This is a genomic window from Cupriavidus cauae, from assembly GCF_008632125.1.
GTDB lineage: Bacteria > Pseudomonadota > Gammaproteobacteria > Burkholderiales > Burkholderiaceae > Cupriavidus > Cupriavidus cauae.
In genome coordinates this window covers 201570-223632 of the sequence record NZ_VWRN01000031.1, presented here as the reverse complement: position 1 = coordinate 223632, position 22063 = coordinate 201570, and the positions used below count along the sequence as shown (strand labels likewise).

General features: G+C 69.5%; 17 protein-coding genes. 11 read left to right on the top strand and 6 right to left on the bottom strand.

The window, feature by feature from the left end; translation table 11 throughout:
- Positions 1 to 11: 11 nt before the first annotated feature.
- Entirely contained in the window at positions 12 to 653 is a 642-nt protein-coding gene (locus tag F1599_RS11930) for an Sbal_3080 family lipoprotein (RefSeq protein WP_223819590.1), read from the bottom strand.
- A gap of 358 nt (positions 654 to 1011) precedes the next feature.
- Between F1599_RS11930 and F1599_RS11925 the strand changes: the two genes are divergently transcribed.
- The 9 genes from F1599_RS11925 to F1599_RS11885 all read left to right on the top strand — a co-directional run bounded on the left by F1599_RS11925 (position 1012) and on the right by F1599_RS11885 (position 14124).
- Entirely contained in the window at positions 1012 to 4368 is a 3357-nt protein-coding gene (locus tag F1599_RS11925) for a carboxyl transferase domain-containing protein (protein ID WP_150083236.1), read from the top strand.
- Between the two features lie 58 nt (positions 4369 to 4426).
- A complete protein-coding gene (locus tag F1599_RS11920) occupies positions 4427 to 6208 on the top strand; it encodes an AMP-binding protein (RefSeq protein WP_150083235.1) in 1782 nt (593 codons plus the stop codon).
- Positions 6209 to 6326: 118 nt separating this feature from the next.
- Positions 6327 to 7340, top strand: a complete 1014-nt coding sequence (locus F1599_RS11915; protein ID WP_149317352.1) for a Bug family tripartite tricarboxylate transporter substrate binding protein — start codon at positions 6327 to 6329, stop codon at positions 7338 to 7340.
- Between the two features lie 83 nt (positions 7341 to 7423).
- Entirely contained in the window at positions 7424 to 8257 is an 834-nt protein-coding gene (locus F1599_RS11910; RefSeq protein WP_223819589.1) for an IclR family transcriptional regulator, read from the top strand.
- Positions 8258 to 8440: 183 nt separating this feature from the next.
- Positions 8441 to 10048, top strand: a complete 1608-nt coding sequence (locus F1599_RS11905) for an ABC transporter substrate-binding protein (protein WP_150083234.1) — start codon at positions 8441 to 8443, stop codon at positions 10046 to 10048.
- A gap of 90 nt (positions 10049 to 10138) precedes the next feature.
- Complete coding sequence (locus F1599_RS11900; RefSeq protein WP_150083233.1) at positions 10139 to 11050, top strand: ABC transporter permease; 912 nt, start codon at positions 10139 to 10141, stop codon at positions 11048 to 11050.
- Complete coding sequence (locus F1599_RS11895; RefSeq protein ID WP_223819588.1) at positions 11043 to 11954, top strand: ABC transporter permease; 912 nt, start codon at positions 11043 to 11045, stop codon at positions 11952 to 11954. Before F1599_RS11900 ends, F1599_RS11895 begins: the two co-directional genes overlap by 8 nt.
- The gene (locus F1599_RS11890; RefSeq protein WP_150083232.1) at positions 11951 to 12976 is read left to right on the top strand and encodes an ABC transporter ATP-binding protein; all 1026 of its coding nucleotides are present in this window, start codon (positions 11951 to 11953) and stop codon (positions 12974 to 12976) included. The genes F1599_RS11895 and F1599_RS11890 overlap by 4 nt, the downstream gene beginning before the upstream one ends.
- Before the next feature lie 116 nt (positions 12977 to 13092).
- Positions 13093 to 14124 (top strand): ABC transporter ATP-binding protein, encoded by a 1032-nt coding sequence (locus F1599_RS11885; RefSeq protein ID WP_150083231.1) that lies wholly within the window; start codon positions 13093 to 13095, stop codon positions 14122 to 14124.
- Between the two features lie 268 nt (positions 14125 to 14392).
- On the opposite strand, the gene F1599_RS11880 is transcribed toward F1599_RS11885, so the two are convergent.
- The 3 genes from F1599_RS11880 to gcvA all read right to left on the bottom strand — a co-directional run bounded on the left by F1599_RS11880 (position 14393) and on the right by gcvA (position 16546).
- Positions 14393 to 14677 (bottom strand): hypothetical protein, encoded by a 285-nt coding sequence (locus F1599_RS11880; RefSeq protein WP_150083230.1) that lies wholly within the window; start codon positions 14675 to 14677, stop codon positions 14393 to 14395.
- A 168-nt stretch (positions 14678 to 14845) separates the two neighbouring features.
- On the bottom strand, positions 14846 to 15559 hold the full coding sequence (locus tag F1599_RS11875; protein WP_149317358.1) for an MgtC/SapB family protein: 714 nt from the start codon (positions 15557 to 15559) through the stop codon (positions 14846 to 14848).
- 87 nt (positions 15560 to 15646) lie between these two features.
- Complete coding sequence (gene gcvA, locus F1599_RS11870) at positions 15647 to 16546, bottom strand: transcriptional regulator GcvA (RefSeq protein ID WP_150083229.1); 900 nt, start codon at positions 16544 to 16546, stop codon at positions 15647 to 15649.
- Positions 16547 to 16707: 161 nt separating this feature from the next.
- Between gcvA and F1599_RS11865 the strand changes: the two genes are divergently transcribed.
- Together F1599_RS11865 and F1599_RS11860 are read left to right on the top strand one after the other, a co-directional pair.
- The gene (locus tag F1599_RS11865) at positions 16708 to 18117 is read left to right on the top strand and encodes an amidase (protein WP_150083228.1); all 1410 of its coding nucleotides are present in this window, start codon (positions 16708 to 16710) and stop codon (positions 18115 to 18117) included.
- Position 18118: 1 nt separating this feature from the next.
- The gene (locus F1599_RS11860) at positions 18119 to 19363 is read left to right on the top strand and encodes an MFS transporter (protein WP_150083227.1); all 1245 of its coding nucleotides are present in this window, start codon (positions 18119 to 18121) and stop codon (positions 19361 to 19363) included.
- Between the two features lie 82 nt (positions 19364 to 19445).
- Here F1599_RS11860 and mnmE read toward each other — a convergent pair whose 3' ends face one another.
- Positions 19446 to 20879: a tRNA uridine-5-carboxymethylaminomethyl(34) synthesis GTPase MnmE gene (mnmE, locus tag F1599_RS11855; protein WP_150083226.1), complete on the bottom strand. Its 1434-nt coding sequence runs from the start codon at positions 20877 to 20879 to the stop codon at positions 19446 to 19448.
- Positions 20880 to 20898: 19 nt separating this feature from the next.
- Positions 20899 to 21939: a CHAD domain-containing protein gene (locus tag F1599_RS11850; protein WP_150083225.1), complete on the bottom strand. Its 1041-nt coding sequence runs from the start codon at positions 21937 to 21939 to the stop codon at positions 20899 to 20901.
- Positions 21940 to 22063: the final 124 nt, after the last annotated feature.

Sequence of the window (22063 nt, the reverse complement as noted above, 5' to 3'; positions counted from 1 at the left end):
GCGGCCCGGGTTCAGGCTGGCGTAGCGGGGCTTGGGCTCGCCCCGCTGTTCGGCTCGGACAGCGGAGGATTGCGATCCCGCGCCTCCGGATGCGGCAGTCGGCCCGGGAACAGCTGGTCGACCAGCTCGTCGATCTTCTGCGCCGGGTCGATCAGGTGGCTCAGGTTGACGCCGCCCTGGCTGCGCCGCGCATCGTAGACCGCCTTGCCGACGCGCTCGCCCCGGCGATAGACGGTGATGTCGGCGGTCGCCAGGAAGGTGCGCCAGTACGACTGCGAGGTGGCCGCATAGGTCGCCGTCAGCGTACAGGCCGCCACCGACGATCCCGGCGGCAGCAGCCTGGCTTCGAAGCCACGGCGCTGCAGCGATTGCAGCAGCGTCGCCGCGAACGGCGCGCGTCCGGCGGGGCTGTCGATCACGCAGAACGATGCGCCCAGGTCCGGATCGATGCGGACCATCGCCGCGATCGGGTCGGCCGGCGGTGCCGCTTCGGCCGGGCTGACCGACTGGTAGGTCGCGCAACCTGTGGTCAGCGCCGTCAACGCGGACAGCATCAGCACGCCGGCACGGGCGAACGAAACGGGAGCGAACGAAACGGGGCTGGACGAAACGGCGAACGCGGCGCGGCCGCGGCGTGGCAGGGCGGAAGTCATGGCGGTTCCCCTCAGGGTCCGGTTGGTGCGATAGCGCGATGGCAGGCTTTCTCCCGCCGGCATCGCGGCGCGCGCATGGCGGGGTCTCTGCCGGTTAACGGCGACCCGGTGCGAGATCTGTAGACGCAATCTGGTCCGGGCTCCATGGGCGCGCGCACACGATGGTGCGCGATTTTGGGCGGGAATTCCGCATAGCAGAATTTCGCGGTGGCCGATTATCGCCAACCTCTTTTCCGGGTCCTCGTTTACGCCCTTGTCCCGCGCGTCGCTCGGCCTGTAGATTCTGCTTTGCAGAATCACATGCCACAAAAAACAATGCGCCCCGCCCGCGCGGCGGCGACATCGAGAGGGGACACTTGTGAAGAAGCTGTTGATCGCCAATCGCGGCGAGATCGCGCTGCGCGTGCAACGCGCGGCCCGCGATCTGGGCATCGCCACCGTCGCCGTCTACGCACGCGACGACGCCAATAGCCGCCACCGCCTGCTGGCCGACGAGGCGGTCGCGCTCGACGGCGAAGGCCCCGCCGCCTACCTCGACATCCCCGCCATCCTTGCCGCCGCACGCCGCACCGGCTGCGACGCGGTCCATCCCGGCTACGGCTTTCTCAGCGAACGCGCCGACTTTGCGCAGGCCTGCGCCGAGGCCGACCTGGTCTTCGTCGGCCCCACGGTCGACCAGCTTGCGCTGTTCGGCGACAAGGGCCGCGCGCTGGCGCTGGCGCGCGAATGCGGCGTGCCGGTGATGCCGGCCACCGAGGGCGTCGCCACGCTCGAAGCGGTCACCGCCTTCTTCGACGAACAGCACGGCGCCGGCATCGTGCTGAAGGCGGTCGGCGGCGGCGGCGGTCGCGGCATGCGCGTGGTGCGCGAGCGCGACGCGCTGGCCGAGGCCTATGCGCGCTGCCGTTCCGAGGCGCGCTCGGCCTTCGGCATCGACGCGGTCTATGCCGAGCGGCTGGTCGTGCGCGCGCGCCATATCGAAGTGCAGATCGCCGGCGATGGCACCGACGTGATCGCCCTCGGCGAGCGCGACTGCACGCTGCAGCGGCGCTTTCAGAAGCTGGTCGAGATCGCGCCGAGCCCGGCGCTGGACCCGGGGCTGCGCGAACGCATCGTCGAGGCGGCCCGTACGCTGGCACGCCGCAGCGGCTACCGCAGCCTCGGCACCTTCGAATTTCTGGTGGAGGAAGCCGAGCCCGACGGCGCGGACGCTCGCGATGTCGCACGCCAGCCCTTCGTCTTCATCGAGGCCAACCCGCGCCTGCAGGTCGAGCACACCATCACCGAGCAGGTCACCGGCGTCGATCTGGTGGCGCTGCAACTGGGCCTCGCGCAAGGCCAATCCTTGCGCGACCTCGGCCTCGATCCGCAACGGCCGCCCGCGGCGCGCGGCTTTGCGATCCAGGCCCGCATCAACGCCGAATCGATCGATGCGCAGGGGCTCGGCCGCCCGGCGCAGGGCCGGCTGGAGCGCTTCGATCCGCCGACCGGCCCGGACGTTCGCGTCGACACGCACGGCTATACCGGCTACGCGCCGTCGCCGCAATACGACACGCTGCTGGCCAAGCTGATCGTGACCTCCGGCAGCGCACGCTTCGCCGACGCGGTGCGGCGGCTGCAGCGGGCGCTGGGCGAATTCACCATCCGCGGCATCGCCACCAATCTCGACCTGCTGCGCGCGCTGGCCGAGCGCGAGGACTTCGCCAGCCAGCGGATCCATACCCGGCATGTCGAGGCGGTGTTGCCCGAACTGCTGAGCCGCGCCGCGCAGCTCGAAGCGCAGAGCCGCGCGCTGCAGGCGGTGCAGGACGGCGCCGGGTGTGCCAGTGGCGCCATTCCCGCGGTCGCCGCCACGCCGGTCGGCGCCAGCAGCTTCGACGAGCAGCTCGGCAAGGGCCTGCACGCGGTGCGCGCGCCGATGGCCGGCCGCCTGGTCGAGGTCAGCGTCGCGGTGGACCAGCTGGTGCAGGCCGGCCAGACCGTCGCGGTACTCGACGCGATGAAGATGGAACACGCGATCGTCGCCGAGCAGCCGGGCCGCGTGATCGACCTGCGTGCCGAGGCCGGCGAGCAGGCGGCCGAAGGCCAGGTGCTGCTGGTGCTCGAACCGGCCGAGGCTGGCGCGCACACCGGCGGTGACGTCGAGCAGGCCGACCCCAACGCGATCCGCGCGGATCTGCAGCGCGTGATCGATCGCCATGCCTTCCTGTACGACGAGGCGCGCCCCGACGCCGTAGCCCGGCGCCGCGCGCGCGGCCAGCGCACCGCGCGCGAGAACGTCGCCGACCTGTGCGATGCCGGCACCTTCGTCGAGTACGGCGCGCTCGCGGTGGCCGCGCAGGCCAGCCGCCGCAGCGAGGCGGACCTGATCGCCAATACGCCGGCCGACGGCCTGATCACCGGCATCGGCGGCATCAACGGCGCGCTGTTTCCGGCCGAGCGCTCGCGCTGCGCGGTGCTCGCCTACGACGCCACCGTGCTGGCCGGCACGCAGGGCAAACGCAATCACACCAAGACCGACCGCATCCTGCAGGTCGCATTGCAGAACCGGCTGCCGACCGTGATCTTTGCCGAGGGCGGCGGCGGCCGGCCCGGCGACGTCGACTTCCCGACCGTGGCCGGCCTGTTCCAGCCGTCGTTCGCCGCCTTCGCCGCGCTCAGCGGCGAGGTGCCGGTGATCGGCATCGCCTCGGGCCGCTGCTTCGCCGGCAACGCGGCGCTGCTCGGCTGCTGCGACCTGATCGTCGCCACGCGCAACGCCAATATCGGCATGGCCGGACCCGCGATGATCGAGGGCGGCGGGCTCGGCGTATTCCGTCCCGAGGACATCGGCCCGGCCGCCGTGCAGCACCACAATGGCGTGGTCGATCTGCTGGTCGACGACGAGGCCGCCGCGGTGGCCGCGGCCAAGCACTATCTTTCGATGTTCCAGGGTGCCGTCGCCGAATGGCAGGCGCCCGATCCGCTGGCGCTGCGGCGCGTGGTGCCGGAGAACCGGCTGCGCGTCTATGACACGCGCGCGGCCATCGCCGGCATCGCCGACGTCGGCAGCGTGCTGGAGCTGCGCAGCGGCTTCGGCACCGGCATCCATACCGCGCTGGCCCGCATCCAGGGCCGGCCGGTCGGCATCCTCGCCAACAACCCGCGGCATCTGGGCGGCGCGATCGATGCCGACGCCGCCGACAAGGCCGCGCGCTTCATGCAGATCTGCAATGCGCACGGCCTGCCGATCGTCTCGCTGATCGACACGCCGGGCTTCATGGTCGGCCCCGAGGTCGAGGCGCGCGCGCACGTGCGCCACGTCTCGCGGATGTTCGTGATCGGCGCCAAGCTGCGCGTGCCCTTCCTCGCGGTGGTGCTGCGCAAGGGCTATGGCTTGGGCGCGATGGCGATGGCCGCAGGGGGCTTTCGCGCGCCGACCTTCACGCTGTCGTGGCCGACCGGCGAGTTCGGCGGCATGGGCCTCGAGGGCGCGGTGCGGCTGGGCTTTCGCAAGGAGCTCGAGGCGCTGCCCGAAGGACCGGAACGCGACGCGCTGTACCAGAAGCTGGTCGCGCAGATGTACGAACGCGGCCATGCGATCAACGCCGCCGCGGCGCTCGAACTCGATGCGGTGATCGATCCTGCCGCGACGCGGCAGTGGCTGGTGACCGGGCTCGATGCGGGCGCATCGCACCCCAACCGGCCGCTGCGGCAGTACGTCGACGCCTGGTAAGGAAACGTCCCCGCAGCTCTTCCATCGACCCGAACAAGAACGCAACAGGAGACAGCAGATGGACCGCGAGCAGTCGAACCCACCAGCATTGCCCGACGCTTCCGTCGAAGAGGCGCAGTTCTTCGAAGATCTGGAAGCGCGCCACCGCAGGATCTGGCCCGCCGGCCTGCCCACCGCGCCGGTCTATCCGCACGGCGAGGTCGCGCTCGGTGACTACCTGCGCGCGTGGGCGCGCCGGCGCCCCGCGCATCCGGCGCTGATCTACTACGGCACCGAGGTCGGCTACGCCGAGCTCGACGACCTCAGCGAGCGCTGCGCCGCGCTGCTGGCCTCGCACGGCATCGGTGCCGGCGACCGTGTCGCGGTGATGATCGGCAACTGCCCGCAATTCCATGTGGTGTTCTACGGCATCCTGAAACTCGGCGCCGTCTACGTGCCGGTCAACCCGCTGTTCAAGGAAGAAGAGCTGCGCTACGAGCTGAACGACTCGGGCGCCACCGCCATCGTCGTGCTGGACCAACTGGCGGGCATGCTGATGGCGGTGAAAAGCCAGACCCGCATCCGCACCGTCTTCACCACCAGCCAGGGCGAGATGCTGCCGGCGCAGCCGACCGTGCCGCTGCCGCCGGGGCTCGACGCGCCGCCACGGCGCATCGACGGCGCGACCGACCTGATGCCGGCAATCCGCGCCACCGCGCCGATCGCGCTGCCGCCGGTCGATCTCGACGCGCTGGCCGCGCTGAACTACACCGGCGGCACCACCGGCATGCCCAAGGGCTGCATGCACACGCAGCGCGACATGGTCTACACGGCCGCCGCCTCGTACGCGCTGACCGGCGGGGTGGACGCCGCGCGCATGGCCGAGGGCTCCGACGACGTGATGCTGAACTTCCTGCCGATGTTCTGGATCGCCGGCGAGAACCTGGGGCTGATCTATCCGATCTTCAGCGGGGCCACCGTGGTCGTGCTCGCGCGCTGGGACCCGGTCGCCGTGATGGCGGCGATCGACCGCTACCGCGTCAACCGCACCTTCGTCGTGGTCGACAACGCCGTCGAGCTGATGAACCACCCCGAGCTGCCGCGCTACGACCTTCGCTCGCTGCGGCATACGCGCGCGGCCTCGTTCATCCGCAAGATCACGCCGGACATCCGCCGGCGCTGGTTCGAGCTGACCGGCAGCGTGTTGGCCGAGGGCGCCTGGGGCATGACCGAGACGCACACCAGCGACACCTTCACCACGGGCATGCAGGACGACGACATGGACCTGCGCGGGCGTCCCGTGTTCGTCGGCCTGCCGGTGCCCGGCACGCGCATCAAGATCTGCGATTTCGAGACCGGCGCGCTGCTGCCGATCGGCGCGGAAGGCGAGATCGTCGTCAGCACGCCGTCGCTGTTCAAGGGCTACTGGGGACGGCCGGATGTCGACGCCGAGGTGTTTCGCGACGGCTGGTTCCGCACCGGCGATATCGGCGCCTACGACGAGGACGGCTATCTGCACTTCCTCGGCCGCCGCAAGGAGATGCTGAAGGTGCGCGGCATGAGCGTGTTCCCGTCGGAACTGGAGGTGCTGCTGTCGCGCCATCCCGCGGTGCTGGGCTCGGCCGTGGTGGGCCGGCCCGACCCGGACAAGGGACAGATGCCGGTGGCCTTCATCCGGCTGCGGCCGGAACACGCCGCGACGGTGGACGCCGACACGCTGCACGCCTGGTGCCGCGAGCAGATGGCGGTCTACAAGGTGCCGGAGATCCGCATCGTCGACGAGCTGCCGCTGACCGCGACCGGCAAGGTGCGCAAGGTCGAGCTGCAGGCGCAACTGGAGGCGGAGCAGGGACAGCAATAAGGCGGCCCTGGGCCCGCACCAAGCGCAGGGAGACCACGGGCGCGACGCCGCGCAGGCCTTGCGCGCATAGCGATCGAAAGGGCGCCGCACGAGCGCCCCACGACAACAGGAGACAAACATGAACCCGTCCCGCCGCAAGCTGCTGCAGACGTCGGCCGCGCTCGCCGGCAGCCTGGCCTTGCCCCGCCTGGCCGGTGCGCAGGCGCTCACTACGACTGCTGCTGCCACCGCCGCCAGCGCCACCATCGACGGCCCGATCCGCATCGTGCTGCCCTACCCGCCCGGCGGCTCGACCGATGCGATCACGCGCTTCATCGCCGACCGGCTTGGCGCGGCGCTGAAGCAGACCGTGATCGTCGAGAACCGCCCCGGCGCGGCAGGCATGATCGGCGCCGCGCAGGTGGCCAAGTCGCCCGCCGACGGCCGCACGCTGCTGTTTACCAATACCGCGCTGATCCAGAGCCCGCTGATCCAGCCCAAGCCGCTCTACGACCCGATGACGGACTTCGATCCGCTGTCGCTGGTCGCCGACGCCGCGCAGGTGTTCGTCGCCAACGTCGACCTGCCCGTCAAGTCGCTGCGTGACTACGCGGCCTGGGCCAAGGCGCATCCGGGCTCGGCCTACGGCAGCCTGGGCGTCGGCTCGACCGGGCATCTGTACGGCGAGCTGTTCAAGCGGCGCGCGCAGGTCGAGATCGTGCACGCCGCCTACAAGGGCGATGCGCCGGCGATCGCCGATCTGCTGGCCAAGCAGCTGCCGGCCGGCTTCGTTTCCACCGTGGTGGCGCGCACCTATGGCGAGGCGGGCCGCATCAAGGTGCTGGCGACGCTCGGCACCACTCGCGTGCCGTCGATGCCCGATGTGCCGACCTTCGCGGAATCGGGGTACCAGGGCTTCGAGGCGATCGGCTGGATCGGCATGCTGGCGCCGCATGGCTGCGCGCGGCCCGTGATCGACCGGCTGTCGGCGGAAATCGCACGCATCGTGCGTTCGCCCGACGGCTCGCGGATGCTGACCGAAGCCGGCATGCTGCCGCGCGGCACCAGCGCCGACGAGTTCGCGGCGCTGCTCAAGCGCGACCAGAAGGTGTGGCAGGCGCTGGTCCAGCAGACCGGCATCCGCGTCGGATGAGCGCGGCAGCGGCAGCGCCGAACGCAGCGACGCCAGGAGCCGGCGGGCGCCCCGGCGAGCAGTCCAACAGGAGTCCATTGCCCATGCGCGAGACCTCGACCTCGACGTCGTCCTCCTCCTCGACCTCGTCCCCGATCACCAGCCGGGCCGAATCGAAGGAAGACCGGCATTTCGTCACGGCGCTCGCGCGCGGGCTCGAAGTGCTGGCGTGCTTCCGCTCCAGCGACCGTGCCCTCGGCAATCAGGAGATCGCGCAGCGCTGCCGCCTGCCGAAATCGACGGTGTCGCGCCTGACCGCGACGCTGATCCGACTCGGCTATCTGACCCATTACGAAGGCACCCACAAGTACGCGCTCGGCACCGCCTGCCTGGGGCTGGGCAGCGCGATGCTGTCGCGGCTCGACATTCGCAAGGTGGCGCGGCCGTTGATGCAGGAACTGGCCGACTTCTCCGGCGGCACCGTGTCGCTGGGCGCGCGCGACCGGTTGTCGATGATCTATGTCGAGCACTGCCGCAGCTCGGCGGCGATCTCGCTGACGCTCGATATCGGCTCGCGCATTCCGGTCTCGACCTCGGCGATCGGACGAGCGTGGCTCGCGGTGGCACCCGATGCAGAACGTGAGGCGCTGCTCGAACAGATACGCGAGCTCGACGACGTGGCATGGCCGCGCATCCGCCAGGGCATCGAACAGGGGCTGCAGGACCACGGCACGCTGGGCGTGGCCTGCTCGTTCGGCGACTGGCAGAAGGACGTCAACGGCATCGGCCGCGGCTTCGACCCGGGCAACGGCATGGCGAGGATGGCGCTGAACGTCGGCGGCCCGTCGTACAGCCTGCCGCCCGAATTCCTGCTCAACGAAGTGCGGCCGCGCCTGCTGGAAGTGGTGCGGCAGCTGGAGTCGACCTTCCCGAAATAGCACCGACATGGCATCGCCGTAGCACCGCAATCGCATCGCAGTCGCACCGCAGTCGCATCGCAATCGCACCGCAATCGCATCGGCATGGCACCGGCATGGCAGCGGAATCGCAACCGGCTATCGCACGGTCCCGTTCTTCAACAAGAAACGCGCCGTCCCGTTCGGCGCAACAGGAGGCGCAATATGCAACAGCACCCGGCATCGGCTCGCTCGAAGCTGACGATCACGATCGGCGCCCTGGCGCTCGGCGCGTTGACGGCCCTGGGGGGCACCGCCCAGGCGGCCCCGGCGACCGGCAGCCTGACGGTGGCCTTCGGCGCGGAGTCCACCACGCTCGATCCCGTGCGCATTTCCGCGGGCGTCGACCATTATTTCGTCGGCCAGATCTTCGAGATGCTGGTGCGCCGCAACGCCTCGCTGCAGGACGAGAACTGGCTGGCCGAAAGCTGGAAGCTCGAGACCGGCAAGGACGGCAAGCCGGTGCTCGACGTGCGGCTGCGCAAGGGCGTCAAGTTCCACAACGGCGATCCGCTGACGGCCGAGGACATGGAGTTTTCCTGGCAACGGCAGCGCGATCCGAAGGGCAGCTTCTTCTCGCACTACGTGTCGTCGGTCGAGCGCTTCGAGATCGTCGACGCGCATCGCTTCAAGCTGCATTTCAAGGAGCCCGACGCGCAGTTCCTGGTCGGCAATCTGCAGCTGTGGGCGATGCCGAAGAAGTACATCCAGAAGGTCGGTGAAGAGGAGTTCGCCAGGAAGCCGGTCGGCACCGGCCCGTGGAAGTTCGTCTCGCGCACCGTCAAGGACGAATTGAAGCTCGAGGCCTTCGACGACTACTGGAACAAGAACAAGCGCCCCGGCGTGAAGACGCTGACGATCAAGGTCATTCCCGAGGACCTGACCCGCGTGGCGGCGTTCAAGACCGGCAAGGTCGACTGGATCGACAACGTACCGCCGCCGATGATCGAGGAGTTCAGGAAGATGCCGGGCGTCAAGACCGCAACGCTGGTCAGCGGCAACAACCTGTTCCTGAACTTCAACACGCAGATGCCGAAGTCGCCGTTCAACGACGTGCGCGTGCGGCAGGCTGCGGCGCATGCGATCGACGTCGACGCGATCATCAAGCGCGTGCTGTTCGGTCAGGGCGAGCGCTATGCGCAGGTCGGCAAGGGCTCGAACGGCTACGATCCGGCGCTCAAGCCGTATGCCTACGATCCGAAGCGCGCGCGCGAACTGCTGAAGCAGGCCGGCTATCCGAACGGCTTCGACACGCCGTGCTACAACCTGACCACGCCGCGCGAACCGGGCGTCAAGGAGGTCGGCGAGGCGATGTACGCGTATCTGAGCTCGGTGGGCATCCGCTGCCAGGTCCGCAATCTCGAGTATGGCGCGTGGATCAGCCTGGGCAAGCGCGGCCGCAGCGGTCCGCCGGAGATGGATGGGGTGCTCAGCTGGATGTGGTCGCAGGGCCTGCCCGGCGATCCGGGGCTGGCCTGGTCCGGCCATCTGCACAGCTATCAGCCCGGCGGCTGGGGCACGTACTCGTACACCAACGATGCCGAGGTCGATGCGCTGATCGAGAAGCAGCGCCAGACCATGGATCCCGCGGCACGTACCGAGCTGCTCAAGCAGATCGCGCGGCTCAAGCACGAGCGCGTGCTCGGCGGCCTGCCGACCTATCGGCCGCTGGTGACCTTCGCCTGGCGCGAGGACAAGGTGCATTACGTGCCGTGGCCGATCCGGGATTACTGGCGAGCGTTCCAGGAGGTGAGCCTGAAGCAGGCGCAGTGATGCGTCGACGCGAGCCGTCATTCGGGCCGATGCGCGAATGACGGCAGTTCGGTTCGTCGGTCCCCACCCCGGTCTCTTACGGAGGCTCGCATGTCCATCGCAAAACGGCTGCTGCACGGCCTGGTCAGCATCCTGGGCGCCAGCGTCATCATCTTCCTGATCTCGCGCCTGTCGGGCGATCCGCTGGCGTTGCTGCTGCCCGCGGACGCGCCGCCCGACGTCATCGAGCAGACGCGCCAGCATCTCGGCCTCGATCAGCCGCTGGTCGCGCAATACCTGAAGTTCCTCGGCCATGCGCTGACCGGCGACTTCGGCAACTCCTACCGCTGGCAGGAGCCGGCGCTCGGCCTGATCCTCGACCGCCTGCCGGCGACCGTCGAACTGGCGCTGGCGGCCCTCGCCTTCTCGATTGCGATGGCGGTACCGTTCGGCGTGCTGTCCGCCGTTCATCGCGGCAGCTGGTTCGATCGCTTCGCCAAGGTCTTCGCGATGGTCGGGCAGGCCATGCCGAACTTCTGGGTGGGGCTGCTGCTGATCCTGTTCTTCGCGGTGCAGCTGAACTGGCTGCCTGCCTTTGGGCGCGAGTCCTGGTCGAGCCTGGTGCTGCCAGCGATCGCGCTGGGCTGGTACCCGGTCGCGGCACAAACCCGCATCGTGCGCTCGGCAATGCTCGATGTGCTCGACAGCGACTACATCCGCATGGGGCGCGCGATGGGCCTGCCCGAACGCGTGCTGGTGTGGAAGTACGCGCTGCGCAATGCGGCCATTCCGCCGGTCACCATCCTCGGCGTCTACTTCGCCGCGATGCTCGGCGGCGCCTTCGTGGTCGAAGTCATCTTCGCCTGGCCCGGCGTCGGACGCACCGTGGTCGAGGCCGTGTTCGCCCGCGATTTTCCGGTGGTGCAGGCCGGCGTGATGCTGACTTCCGTGCTGTTCGTGCTGTCCAACCTGCTGGTCGACCTGAGCTACAGCCTGATCGACCCGAGGATTCGCCATGGCTGATCTGACTGCTGCGAAAACGGCTTCGGCGGCCGACAGCGCCATCGCCGGCGCGCCCCTGCGCCGGCGCGGCGCGATCGCCTGGGGCACGCTGCCCTGGTTCGCGCTGCTGGTCTTCCCCGTACTGGTCGTCTGCGCGCTCGGCGGCGAACTGCTGCTGCCGCACGATCCCAATGCGCTGGACCTGGGCATCGCCTTCCTGCCGCCCGCCTGGCTCGATGGGGGCAACTGGGCCTATCCGCTGGGCACCGACAACATGGGCCGCGACCTGCTGACGCGCATCATGGCGGGCACCCGGATCTCGCTGGTGGTGGCGCTGTACGCGATCCTGATCTCGGGCGGCATCGGCACGGCGGCCGGCATGCTGGCCGGATACTTCGGCGGCCGGCTCGATGCGCTGATCATGCGGCTGGTCGATATCCAGATGTCGATTCCCTCGCTGGCGCTCGCGCTGGTGCTGGCCGCGGTGCTCGGCCCGGGCTTCGAGACCGTGGTGCTGGTGATCGTGATCACCTACTGGACCTGGTATGCGCGCATCGTGCGCGGCGAGGTGATGTCGCTGAAGCAGCGCGATTACGTCGCGCTGGCGCGCGTGGCCGGCTGCGGCACGCCGACCATCTTCCGCCGCCACCTGCTGCCGAACCTGCTGAACACGCTGCTGGTGCTCGCCACGCTGCAGGTCGGGCAGGTGATCATCTTCGAGGCCTCGCTGAGCTTTCTCGGCCTCGGCATCCAGCAGCCCGACGTGTCGTGGGGCCTGATGCTGGCCGACGCGCGCAACTACATCACCAACGCCTGGTGGGCGATCACGATGCCGGGGCTCGCCATCATGGCGACCTGCCTTGCCTCGAACCTGCTGGGCGACTGGCTGCGCGACCGCTTCGATCCCAAGAGGAGGCAGCTATGAGCCATGCCGACACTGCGACCGCGCGTGCTTCGACGGACGCCGTAAGGGGCGCGCCGATGCTTGACGTGCGCAATCTGACCACGCACCTGACGCTGCGCCGCGGGGTGGTACGCGCCGTCGACGGCGTCGACCTGCATGTGCACGAAGGCGAGACGCTTGGCGTGGTCGGCGAGTCGGGCTCCGGCAAGTCGATGACGATCCTGTCGATCCTGCGGCTGCTGCCGCGGCAGACCGGCGCACGCATCGGCGGCAGCATCGTGCTGGACGGCCAGGACCTGCTGCAGGTCTCCGAGAAGACCATGAGCGAGGTCTATCGCGGCCGCAAGATCGCGATGATCTCGCAGGACCCGCTGACCTCGCTCAATCCGGTCTTCACCATCGGCGACCAGGTCGGCGCGCCGCTGCGCCACCACGGCATCGCCCGCGGCGAGGCGGCGCGGCGGCGCGTGGTCGAGGTGCTCGACAGCGTGCGCATCCCGTCCCCCGACGCGCGGCTGAACGACTATCCGCACCAGTTCAGCGGCGGCATGCGGCAGCGTGTGGTGACCGGCATGGCGATCGCCAGTGCGCCGCGGCTGCTGGTGGCCGACGAGCCGACCTCGGCGCTCGACGTGACCATCCAGGTCCAGATGATGGCGCTGTTTCGCAAGATCCAGGCGCAGACCGGCGTCGGCATCATCCTGATCACGCACGACCTTGGCGTGGCCGCCAGCATCTGCCACCGTGTCGCGGTGATGTACGCGGGCCGCATCGTCGAGACCGCCGATGTGCGCACGCTGTACAAGCGGCCCGCGCATCCGTACACGCAGGCGCTGCTGAACTCGATTCCGCATTTCGGCCAGAAGAAGGAGCGGCTGTTCGCCATCCAGGGCAGCCCGCCGAGCCTGATCGATCCGCCGGCCGGCTGCCGCTTCGCCGCGCGCTGTCCGCATCGCAAGCCGCTGTGCGACGAGGCGTATCCGCCCGAGGTCGAGCTCGAATCGGGCCATCGCATCGCGTGCTGGCTGGCGAGCGGCACGTAGGGGAGAAGGTCGAAGGTCGAACGCCGAACGTCCGAACGCAGAACGCAGAACGCAGAACGCCGAATGTCCGGACCGGACCTTGCTCCCGGAACATCGCAGCCAGCGCAGGAGTGCCCATGTTGCTCGAAGTGCAGGACCTGAAGAAACACTTCCCCGTGCGCGGCGGCGGCGCCGTGCGCGCCGTCGATGGGGTCAGCTTTGCCGTCGACGCCGGCCAGACCTTCGCGCTCGTCGGCGAGTCGGGCTGTGGCAAGACCACCATCGCGAAGCTGCTGCTCCTGCTGGAAAAGCCCACCGGCGGCGCGATCCGCTTCGATGGCCGGGACGTGCTGACGCTAAACCGCAAGGCGGTGCAAGGCTATCGGCGGCAGGTGCAGGCGGTGTTCCAGGATCCGTCGTCGTCGCTCAATCCCCGCCTGAAGGTGCGGATGCTGCTGGCCGAGCCACTGCTGGCGCATGGCCTGGGCGGCGATCGCGCGGCGCTGCAGCGCCGGCTGCTCGAACTGCTGGAGATCGTCGGCCTGCCGCCCGGCGCGCTCGAACTCTATCCCCATGAGTTCAGCGGCGGCCAGCGCCAGCGCATCGCGGTGGCGCGCGCGCTGGCGCTGCAGCCCAGGCTGATCGTGCTCGATGAACCGACCTCCGCGCTGGACGTGTCGATCCGCGCCCAGATCGTCAACCTGCTGGCCGATATCCAGCGCAGCTTTGGCCTGGCCTATGTGGTGATCGCCCACGATCTCGCGCTGGTCGAGCACTTCAGCAGCGCGGTCGGCGTGATGTATCTCGGCGCGATGGCCGAGAGCGGCCCCAGCGAGGCGGTGTTCGGCGCGCCGCGCCATCCGTACACGCAGGCACTGCTCGGTTCCGCGCCGCGTCCCGATCCGGATCATCAGCCGACCGAGGGTCTGATCGTCGGCGAGATCGGCTCGGCGCTGGCGCCGCCCTCCGGTTGCCGCTTCCATCCGCGCTGCCCGCATGCGATGCCGGTATGCGGGCAGCAAGCGCCGGCGATGCGAGCGATGGGCACGGTGGAGGTGGTGGGTGGCAGGGATGCGGGACTGGCCCATCTCGCGGCCTGTCATTTGCTCGACCGCGGCCGTGCAACGGTAAGCGTGGAGCTTGTGAACGACGTCGCGACGATTCCGTGACTCCGTGACTCCGTGACTCCGTGACTCCGTGACTCCGTGACTCCGTGATTCCTGATTCCGTGATTCCGTGGTGCCGTGGTGCCGTGGTGCCGTGGCCGGCGTAACGAGCGGGTCAAAAAAAAGCCAGCCGACAGGCTGGCCAAGAACCAAGGAGACACACAAACGCGCATAAACGACGCGCGCAAAACGGAACAAGCACTACAAGGTACTGCGGAACTCGCTGCGGACTGGCGTCAAGGGATGGTCCGCGTCGCCAACCGGATTGGCGTCAACCTACGAAGGCCTGGCGGCAGCGCAGCGCCATCACCTGCGCCTCGAAGGCGCGTGCCGCGAGTTCGGCAAGGTGGGCGGTGCGGCGGCGCCGCGAAGGCGTGTCGGACTGCGCGGCGTTGGTGGCCTTTGCGGCCTTCCTGCTGTTGGCGGTGTTCGCGGTGTTCGTGGTCTTGCTGCTTTCCGCGTCCTCGTTCAAGTGCCAGGCGGCGCGGGTGACGGACAGAATCCGGGCAAATGCCCGGGCATGCTCGACAGGCATGCCGACAAGGGCCGGGGCCATGATTGCTTACCTCTGAGTTGTTCGGTACGGCGTGACAAATCAATATCAACCGTAACTGAACGATACACAGGGGTCCGGCGGGTCCTTATCAAGCGCACGCCGAAAGCAATGTGGGTGTAGTCCTACAAACAAACGGCGCCAAGAACGGGGCGCAAACCGCGCCCGCGGTCACGTCGTACTTGGGCTCCAGAACGCCTGCCGCACCGCCGGCAGCGCCGCCAGCCGCTGCACCAGACGGTCCAGCGCATCGCCATCGAAGGAGCTCGCCACCAGCGTCGCCTCGATCTCGACCTCGTCCTGCCCGAACGGCTGGATGTCGAGATCGTGTACCGGGTAACCGCCGCGCTCCAGCGCCTCCTCCAGCTGCGCCATCACCGCCTTCTGCTGGCCGCGCTCGGCGATCACGTGGACCGTGCCGGTGACCTCGACCGATTCCACGTCGAGCGGCTTGCGATTGATCGCATCGACGATGGGCCGCAGCAGCGTGTTGGCCGCCAGCACGAACACCGTCGCCAGCATCGCCTCGAGAATCAGATCGGCGCCGGCCGCCGCACCGACGCCGGCCGAGCCCCACAGCGTCGCCGCGGTATTGAGGCCGCGCACATTGCCCTCCTCCCGCATGATCACGCCCGCGCCGAGAAAGCCGACCCCTGACACGACATAGGCCATCACATGCACCGCGCCATCGTGCCCGTGCAGCCGGTTGGCGACGTCGACAAACACCGCGGCGCCGACCGCGACCAGCACATTGGTCCGCAGCCCCGCGGTGCGCTGCCGGTACTGCCGCTCGAAACCGATTGCACCGCCGAAGACGAATGCGGCCGTCAGGCTGACCAGCGTATCCAGCAGCGAGGAGAGATTGACGTTGTGGAAGGCTTCCATGCGGGCTCCTGACGCGATGTGACCGCCAGCGCAGGGCGCCATCTTGCGATCGCCATGCGCACCGATATCGAGGAGAGGATGCGTCGTTTACGAAGAGCCGGCGCGGCCCGCCTCGCCCAGAATCCATTCGCGAAACGCGGCAATCTTCGCGCGTGCGTGGCTTTCCTCGGGGTAGACCAGGTAATACGCAAAGGCATCGAGCAGCGTGACGTCGGCGAGCCGGACCAGCGAGCCGTCGGCCAGTTCGCGCGACACCATCGCGGCCGGCAGCAGGCCGGCGCCCTGCCCGGCCATCACCGCCTTCCACAGCAGGCTCGAATCGTCGAACGACGGTCCGCGCGGGCGCTCGATCTCGTCGATGCCCTGCGCCTGGAACCACAGATGCCAGCCCTTGCGCTCGGTGTCGTGGACCTGCGGCCAACGCAGCAGATCGGCGGGCGTGGCCGGCATGCCGAGCTTGCGCACCAGCGCCGGCGCGGCCACCGGCACGATCTCCACTGCGAGGATCCGCTCGCTGTGCAGGCCGGGATATTGGCCCAGACCGTGCCGGACCGCGACGTGCACGCCGTCGCGGGTGAAGTCGGCCAGCGCGGTGGTGGTGATCACGTGCAGGTCGATGTCCGGATGCGCCTGCTGGAACGACTGCAGGCGCGGCACCAGCCACGCGGCCGCAAAAAAAGGCGTGACGCTGACGTTCAGCAGGCCGGTGTCGGCGGGCGCCGCGATGCGGCCCGTCGCCTCCTTGATCTGCCGGAAGGCGTTGCGCACCGGCGGCAGATAGGCCCGCCCCGCTTCGGTCAGGTAGATGCCGCGGTTCACGCGCTGGAACAGCTTGACGCCCAGGTGCGACTCCAATGCCTTGACCATCTGGCTGACCGCGCCGGCCGTCACGCACAGCTCCTCGGCGGCGTGCTTGACCGACAGATGCCGCGCCGCGGCCTCGAAGGCCCGCAAGGCATTGAGCGGCGGCAGCTTGTGGTTTGACATTAGATTTTCTAAGGCGAAAAGCGTACGAATTCTGGTTTGCGAGCGTGCAGCGGAAAAGTTAAGTTTGGGGCGTTATCTGGCCACGTCAGCGCAGCATCGGGTACGGTCTGGCGTAGGGCCGGTTCAATTCTACTTAACCTTCGATGGCATCCGATAAAAACATGGCGACCGCCTGGCATCTGCTTTCCATCGCCGAACTTGCCCCACAAATCCGGCGGCGCGAGGTCTCGCCGACTACCGTGGTCCGCGTCCAGCTCGATCGGATCGCTGCGCTCGACGGCGCGCTGCACAGCTACGCACTGGTGATGGCCGACGCGGCGATGGCGCAGGCGGAAGCCGCCGAGGCCGAGATTGCCGCGGGCCGGTATCGCGGCCCGCTGCATGGCGTGCCGATCGGTATCAAGGACCTGTGCTGGACCGAGGGCGTGCCGACCGCCGCCGGCATGGCGATCCATCGCGACTTCCGCCCCGACCGGGATGCCACCGTGGTCCGCCGGCTCAGGGACGCGGGCGCGGTGCTGCTGGGGAAGCTGCAACTGACCGAAGGCGCGTATTCGGACCATCACCCCTCGGTGACCGCGCCGGTGAACCCCTGGCACGCCGACTACTGGCCCGGCATCTCGTCCAGCGGCGCCGGCGTGGCCACGGCGGCCGGCCTTTGCCATGGCGCCATCGCGTCGGATACCGGCGGCTCGATCCGCTGGCCCTCGGCCGCCAATGGCGTGACGGGGCTGAAGCCGACCTGGGGCCGGGTCAGCCGGCATGGCGTGTTTGCGCTGGCGCCGTCGCTGGATCATGTCGGCACCATGGCGCGCAGCGCGGCGGATGCCGGTCTGCTGCTGCAGGCCATCGCCGGCGTGGATCCGGAGGACCCGACCGCGCTGCACGACCCGGTGCCCGACTGCCTCGGCGGGATCGCGACGGACCTGCGCGGCGTACGCATCGGCATCGATGCGGACTGGAACGGCGACGGGGTCGATGCCGAAGTCGGGGCCGTCGTCGGCGCGGCCGCCGAGGTATTGCAAGCGCTCGGCGCGTCCCTGGTCGATGTCCGCGTTCCCGACGCGGTGCGCGCCGGCAGCGGACTGACCGACGACTGGGCCGCCAACTGCGCGGTCGAGGCGGCCGTCGCGCATGCCGCCACCTACCCCGCGCGCCGGGATGAATACGGGGCGGTGCTGGCCTCGGTGATCGAAGCCGGACGCGCGCTGTCCGGCATCGACTATCAACGGATCCTGCTGCGCCGTGCGCAATTGCGCGGCCGCATGGTCGCGCTGCTGCGAACCGTCGACCTGCTGCTGACGCCGGTGCATCCGTATGCGCCGCTGTCGCTGGCCGCGGTACGCACGCTTGGCGAACAGCCGGCGCTGATCGCCGGGCTGCAACGGTACACTTGTCCCTTCAACCTGACCGGCCATCCGACCCTGACGCTGCCAGGCGGTTTGTCGCGGCAAGGGCTGCCGATCGGCTTTCAACTCGTCGCCCCGCATCTGGGCGAAGCGATGCTGGTACGCGCGGGCGCCGCCTTCCAGGGCGCCACCGGCTGGCATCGCCAACATCCGGTGAACTGACATGACGACACTGGTGTTCAAGCAGCGCGTGTTCTACGGCTGGTGGGTGGTGGCGGCCGCGTTCGCGGTGACCTTCGTCGGCTTCGGCAGCGCCTATACCTTCAGCGCGTTCATCGAGCCCTTGCAGCGCGAGTTCGGCGCGTCGCGCGGCGCGGTGTCGCTGGTGTTCTCGCTGGCGGGCTTCCTGTATTTCGCGCTGGGCATCGTCAGCGGGCCGCTGGCCGATCGCTGGGGTGCGCGCCGCCTTTGCATCGCGGGGATGCTGCTGGTCGGCGCGGGCCTGGCGCTGGCGAGCGTCGCGCGCAATATCGTCGAGGTCTATGCGGCCTATGGGCTCGGCGTGGGACTGGGCGTCGGTCTGGCGTATGTGCCGGCGGTGGGCGCGGTGCAGCGCTGGTTCGTCAAGCGCCGCGGCCTCGCTTCGGGGCTCGCGGTCAGCGGCATCGGCGTCGGCACGCTGGCGATGCCCCCGCTGGCCGCGCTGCTGATCGACGGCATGGGCTGGCGCGACGCCTATCTGACGCTGGGCGTGCTGGCCGCGGTGCTGGGCGTGGGCGCCTCGCTGCTGCTGGAGAACGATCCGCGCGAGCGTGGCCGGGCGGCGGACGGCGAGCCATTGCCGGCCCATGCTCACGCCGCGCCGCCGTCGGGCGATCTATCGGTGCGCGACGCGGTACGGACGCGCCAGTTCATCAGCCTCTATGCGGCCTGCCTGATCGCCTCTTTCGGCGTGTTCGTGCCCTTCGTCCATCTGGTGCCGCACGCGCAGGACCTCGGCATTGCGCAGGGCTCGGCGGTGCTGCTGCTGGGCGTGATCGGCATCGGCAGCACGGCCGGGCGCTTCTTCCTCGGCAGCCTGGCCGACCGCATGGGCCGCCAGCGCTTCCTTTTGTGCACGGTGATCGCGCTGGCGTTCACGCTGGTGATCTGGGCCGTCGCCACCGGCTTCTGGATGCTGGCCCTGTTCGCCTTCCTGTTCGGCGCCTGCTACGGCGGCTGGGTCGCGGTGCTGCCGGCGGTGGTGATGGACCTGTTCGGCGGCCGCAATGTCGGCGGCATCATCGGCGTGCTGTACACCAGCGTGGCCTTCGGCACGCTGATCGGCCCGAGCGCGGCCGGTTATGCGTTCGACGCCAGCCGCAGCTATACGTTGCCGATTCTGGCGGCGGTGGCGGCGAATCTGATTGCGGGGGCAATTCTGATGGTAGCGGCGCGGGGGACGAAGCGGGGCTCGGCACAGGGCTGATGCCAAACCATCAGCCTACCCATCGTCAGCCTACCCATCGTCAGCCCACCAACGCGTCAGTCCACCAACCCAAGGGGCTGCGTTATTTGCCGATGCAGAACCGCGTGAAGATCGTCCCCAGCAGATCGTCGCTGGTGAACTCGCCGGTGATGCTGTTCAGGTGTTCCTGCGCCAGCCGCAACTCCTCGGCGAACAGGTCCAGCGCCTTGTCCTGCTGATCGGCGCGTTCGGCGGCAAGGTCCAGATGCGACTGGGCGCTGCGCAGCGCGTTCAGATGGCGCTCGCGCGCGAGGAAGGCGCCCTCGTTGCCGGCCTGCCAGCCGATCACGCGCAGCAGCTCGTGGCGAAGCAGGTCGATGCCGGCGCCGGTGCGCGCCGAGATCCAGATTTCGGTGGGGTTGGGGCCGTTGGCGACTACCACGTGGGGACGGTTGCCGCCGAAGGTGATGGCGCCGACCGCAGGCGCGAGGTCGATCTTGTTGACGACGCGCAGGATCGGCGCGCCGGGCGGCAGATGGCCCGACAGGCGGTCGTCGATCGCGTCGTCGATCTCGGACAGGCCGTGCTGCAGATAGTCGGTGGCGTCGATCAGATGCAGCACCACGTCCGCGCGGCCGATCGCTTCCCAGGTGCGCTCGATGCCGATGCGTTCGACCTCGTCGACCGCATCCTCGCGCAGGCCTGCGGTGTCGATGATATGCAGCGGGATCCCTTCGATCTGGATGGTCTCGCGCACGCGATCGCGCGTGGTGCCGGCGATCGGCGTGACGATGGCAAGCTCCGCGCCGGCCAGCGCGTTGAGCAGCGAGGACTTGCCGACGTTGGGCTGGCCCGCCAGCACCACCGACAGGCCCTCCCGCAGCAGCGAACCCTGCCGCGCCTGCGCCAGCACGCCGCCCAGCGCGGTACGAATGGTATCGAGCTGGCCGCGCGCATCGGAGGCCTCGAGGAAGTCGATCTCTTCCTCCGGGAAGTCCAGCGTGGCCTCGACCAGCATGCGCAGATGGATCACCTGCTCGACCAGCGCGCGAATCGCCTCGGAGAACGCGCCTTCCATCGAGCGCGCCGCCGAGCGCGCGGCCGCCTCGGTGCTGGCCTCGATCAGGTCGGCGACGGCCTCGGCCTGGGCCAGATCGAGCTTGTCGTTCAGGAAGGCGCGACGGGTGAATTCGCCGGGTTCGGCCAGGCGCAGACCAACTTCGCGGCCGGCCTGCAGGCAACGCGTCAGCAGCATCTGCATCACCACCGGACCGCCGTGGCCCTGCAGCTCGAGCACGTCCTCGCCGGTGTACGAATGCGGGCCGGGGAAGAACAGCGCGATGCCGTGGTCGATCACCTCGCCCTTGCCGTCGAGGAAGGGCAGATAGGTCGCGCGGCGCGGCGTCAGCGGCTGGCCGCAGATCGCGCGGGCGATCGTGCCGGCTTCGGGTCCGGACACGCGGACCACGCCGATGCCGCCCCGTCCGGGCGCGGTGGCGATGGCGGCGATCGTGTCGATGCTGGGCTGGGCGGTCATAGGGCGGTATTGTCGCAGATCAACGCGGCGCCGGCGTCACTGGTTGGGCGGGCTTCGGTTGGGCGGGCTTCGGTTGGGCGGGCTTCGGGCGGGCGGGCTTCGGTTGGGCCGCCTTCGGTTGGGCCGCCTTCGGTTGGGCGATCTTCAGTTGGGCGATCTTCGGTTGGGCCACCGGTTGAGGGGCCATCGGTTGCGTGGCGATCGGTGGCGAGCCGGTTCGTGTCATCCCCATCTCGGCCGGCTCGAACGAATCCTCCGCGCGCGGGCCGGACAGCAGCGCAGACAGCAGGCCGCGGGCGCTGGCAGCATCGGTCTGCGCGCCGAGCCTGGCCTGACGGGCGACCAGCTTGCGATGAACGCGTCCGGTGTAGCGCCCGGGCAGCACCGGGCCGACCGCCTCGATCGCGTAGCGCAGGCGCTTGCCGGCAACGCGCAGCGCGTGCAGGACGTCGGCGGCCGGCGCGAGCGTCAAGTCCGCTTCGGTGCCGAGATCCCGCCAGCGCGCCTTCAACGCCCGCACGCTGCGCCGCGCCTTGCGCACCCGCCGGCGCGCCAGCCGGCCCAGCGGCGCATTGGCCTTGCCCGGGATGCCGTCGACGGCGCGGTGCCGCAGCGCGGCCAGGTCGTCGTCGAGCACCGGCAAGGTCTGGCTGCGCTGCGCATGCAGCACCGACAGCAGCGTCGCGCGCGCCGCCTCGCGCCGGGACTGCGCGGTGTCCAGCAGCGCCAGCAGCACCGGATCGCCCGGTTGGCGCGACAGCGCGGGCTGCAGCGTGTCGGCGATCAACACATCCCAGTCGCGCACCGGCCCGGTGGCCCGCATCAGGTCCCGCAGCACGATGCGCCAGCGCGCCGCCAGCGCGCCCGGCAGCGCGGGGGCAAAGACCCAGCGCACGGCACGCAGGTGGCGCACCGCCACGCGCAAGGCATGCAGGTCGTCGGGCCGGTCGCGCCGGTCCATGGCGCGCAGCGCGTCGGCGATCCGCTGCAGATCGGCGGCGGCCAACGCGGCAAAGGCGTCGAGCGCGCGCATCCGGCGTTTCAGTGTGAGAGTGCCCATGTCGCCCTGTCGGGGCCGGCGACTCCCGCCGGCCCGCTGTCAATCCACCTGGCTACAGTGTAGGAAACGACCTCGCCCGATGCGGCGCATGGTCGTCTTTGGGCCGGGCGGCCGCCCAAAGAAA

Bases quoted from the DNA above. Each gene is read 5' to 3' on its own strand.
- F1599_RS11875 (WP_149317358.1), bottom strand. From the start codon at position 15,559: ATGGAAGCCTTCCACAACGTCAATCTCTCCTCGCTGCTGGATACGCTG.
- F1599_RS11905 (WP_150083234.1), top strand. From the start codon at position 8,441: ATGCAACAGCACCCGGCATCGGCTCGCTCGAAGCTGACGATCACGATC.
- gcvA (WP_150083229.1), bottom strand. From the start codon at position 16,546: ATGTCAAACCACAAGCTGCCGCCGCTCAATGCCTTGCGGGCCTTCGAG.
- F1599_RS11895 (WP_223819588.1), top strand. From the start codon at position 11,043: ATGGCTGATCTGACTGCTGCGAAAACGGCTTCGGCGGCCGACAGCGCC.
- F1599_RS11865 (WP_150083228.1), top strand. From the start codon at position 16,708: ATGGCGACCGCCTGGCATCTGCTTTCCATCGCCGAACTTGCCCCACAA.
- F1599_RS11920 (WP_150083235.1), top strand. From the start codon at position 4,427: ATGGACCGCGAGCAGTCGAACCCACCAGCATTGCCCGACGCTTCCGTC.
- F1599_RS11850 (WP_150083225.1), bottom strand. From the start codon at position 21,939: ATGGGCACTCTCACACTGAAACGCCGGATGCGCGCGCTCGACGCCTTT.
- F1599_RS11860 (WP_150083227.1), top strand. From the start codon at position 18,119: ATGACGACACTGGTGTTCAAGCAGCGCGTGTTCTACGGCTGGTGGGTG.
- F1599_RS11900 (WP_150083233.1), top strand. From the start codon at position 10,139: ATGTCCATCGCAAAACGGCTGCTGCACGGCCTGGTCAGCATCCTGGGC.
- F1599_RS11930 (WP_223819590.1), bottom strand. From the start codon at position 653: ATGACTTCCGCCCTGCCACGCCGCGGCCGCGCCGCGTTCGCCGTTTCG.
- F1599_RS11880 (WP_150083230.1), bottom strand. From the start codon at position 14,677: ATGGCCCCGGCCCTTGTCGGCATGCCTGTCGAGCATGCCCGGGCATTT.
- F1599_RS11890 (WP_150083232.1), top strand. From the start codon at position 11,951: ATGAGCCATGCCGACACTGCGACCGCGCGTGCTTCGACGGACGCCGTA.
- F1599_RS11910 (WP_223819589.1), top strand. From the start codon at position 7,424: ATGCGCGAGACCTCGACCTCGACGTCGTCCTCCTCCTCGACCTCGTCC.
- mnmE (WP_150083226.1), bottom strand. From the start codon at position 20,879: ATGACCGCCCAGCCCAGCATCGACACGATCGCCGCCATCGCCACCGCG.
- F1599_RS11915 (WP_149317352.1), top strand. From the start codon at position 6,327: ATGAACCCGTCCCGCCGCAAGCTGCTGCAGACGTCGGCCGCGCTCGCC.
- F1599_RS11885 (WP_150083231.1), top strand. From the start codon at position 13,093: ATGTTGCTCGAAGTGCAGGACCTGAAGAAACACTTCCCCGTGCGCGGC.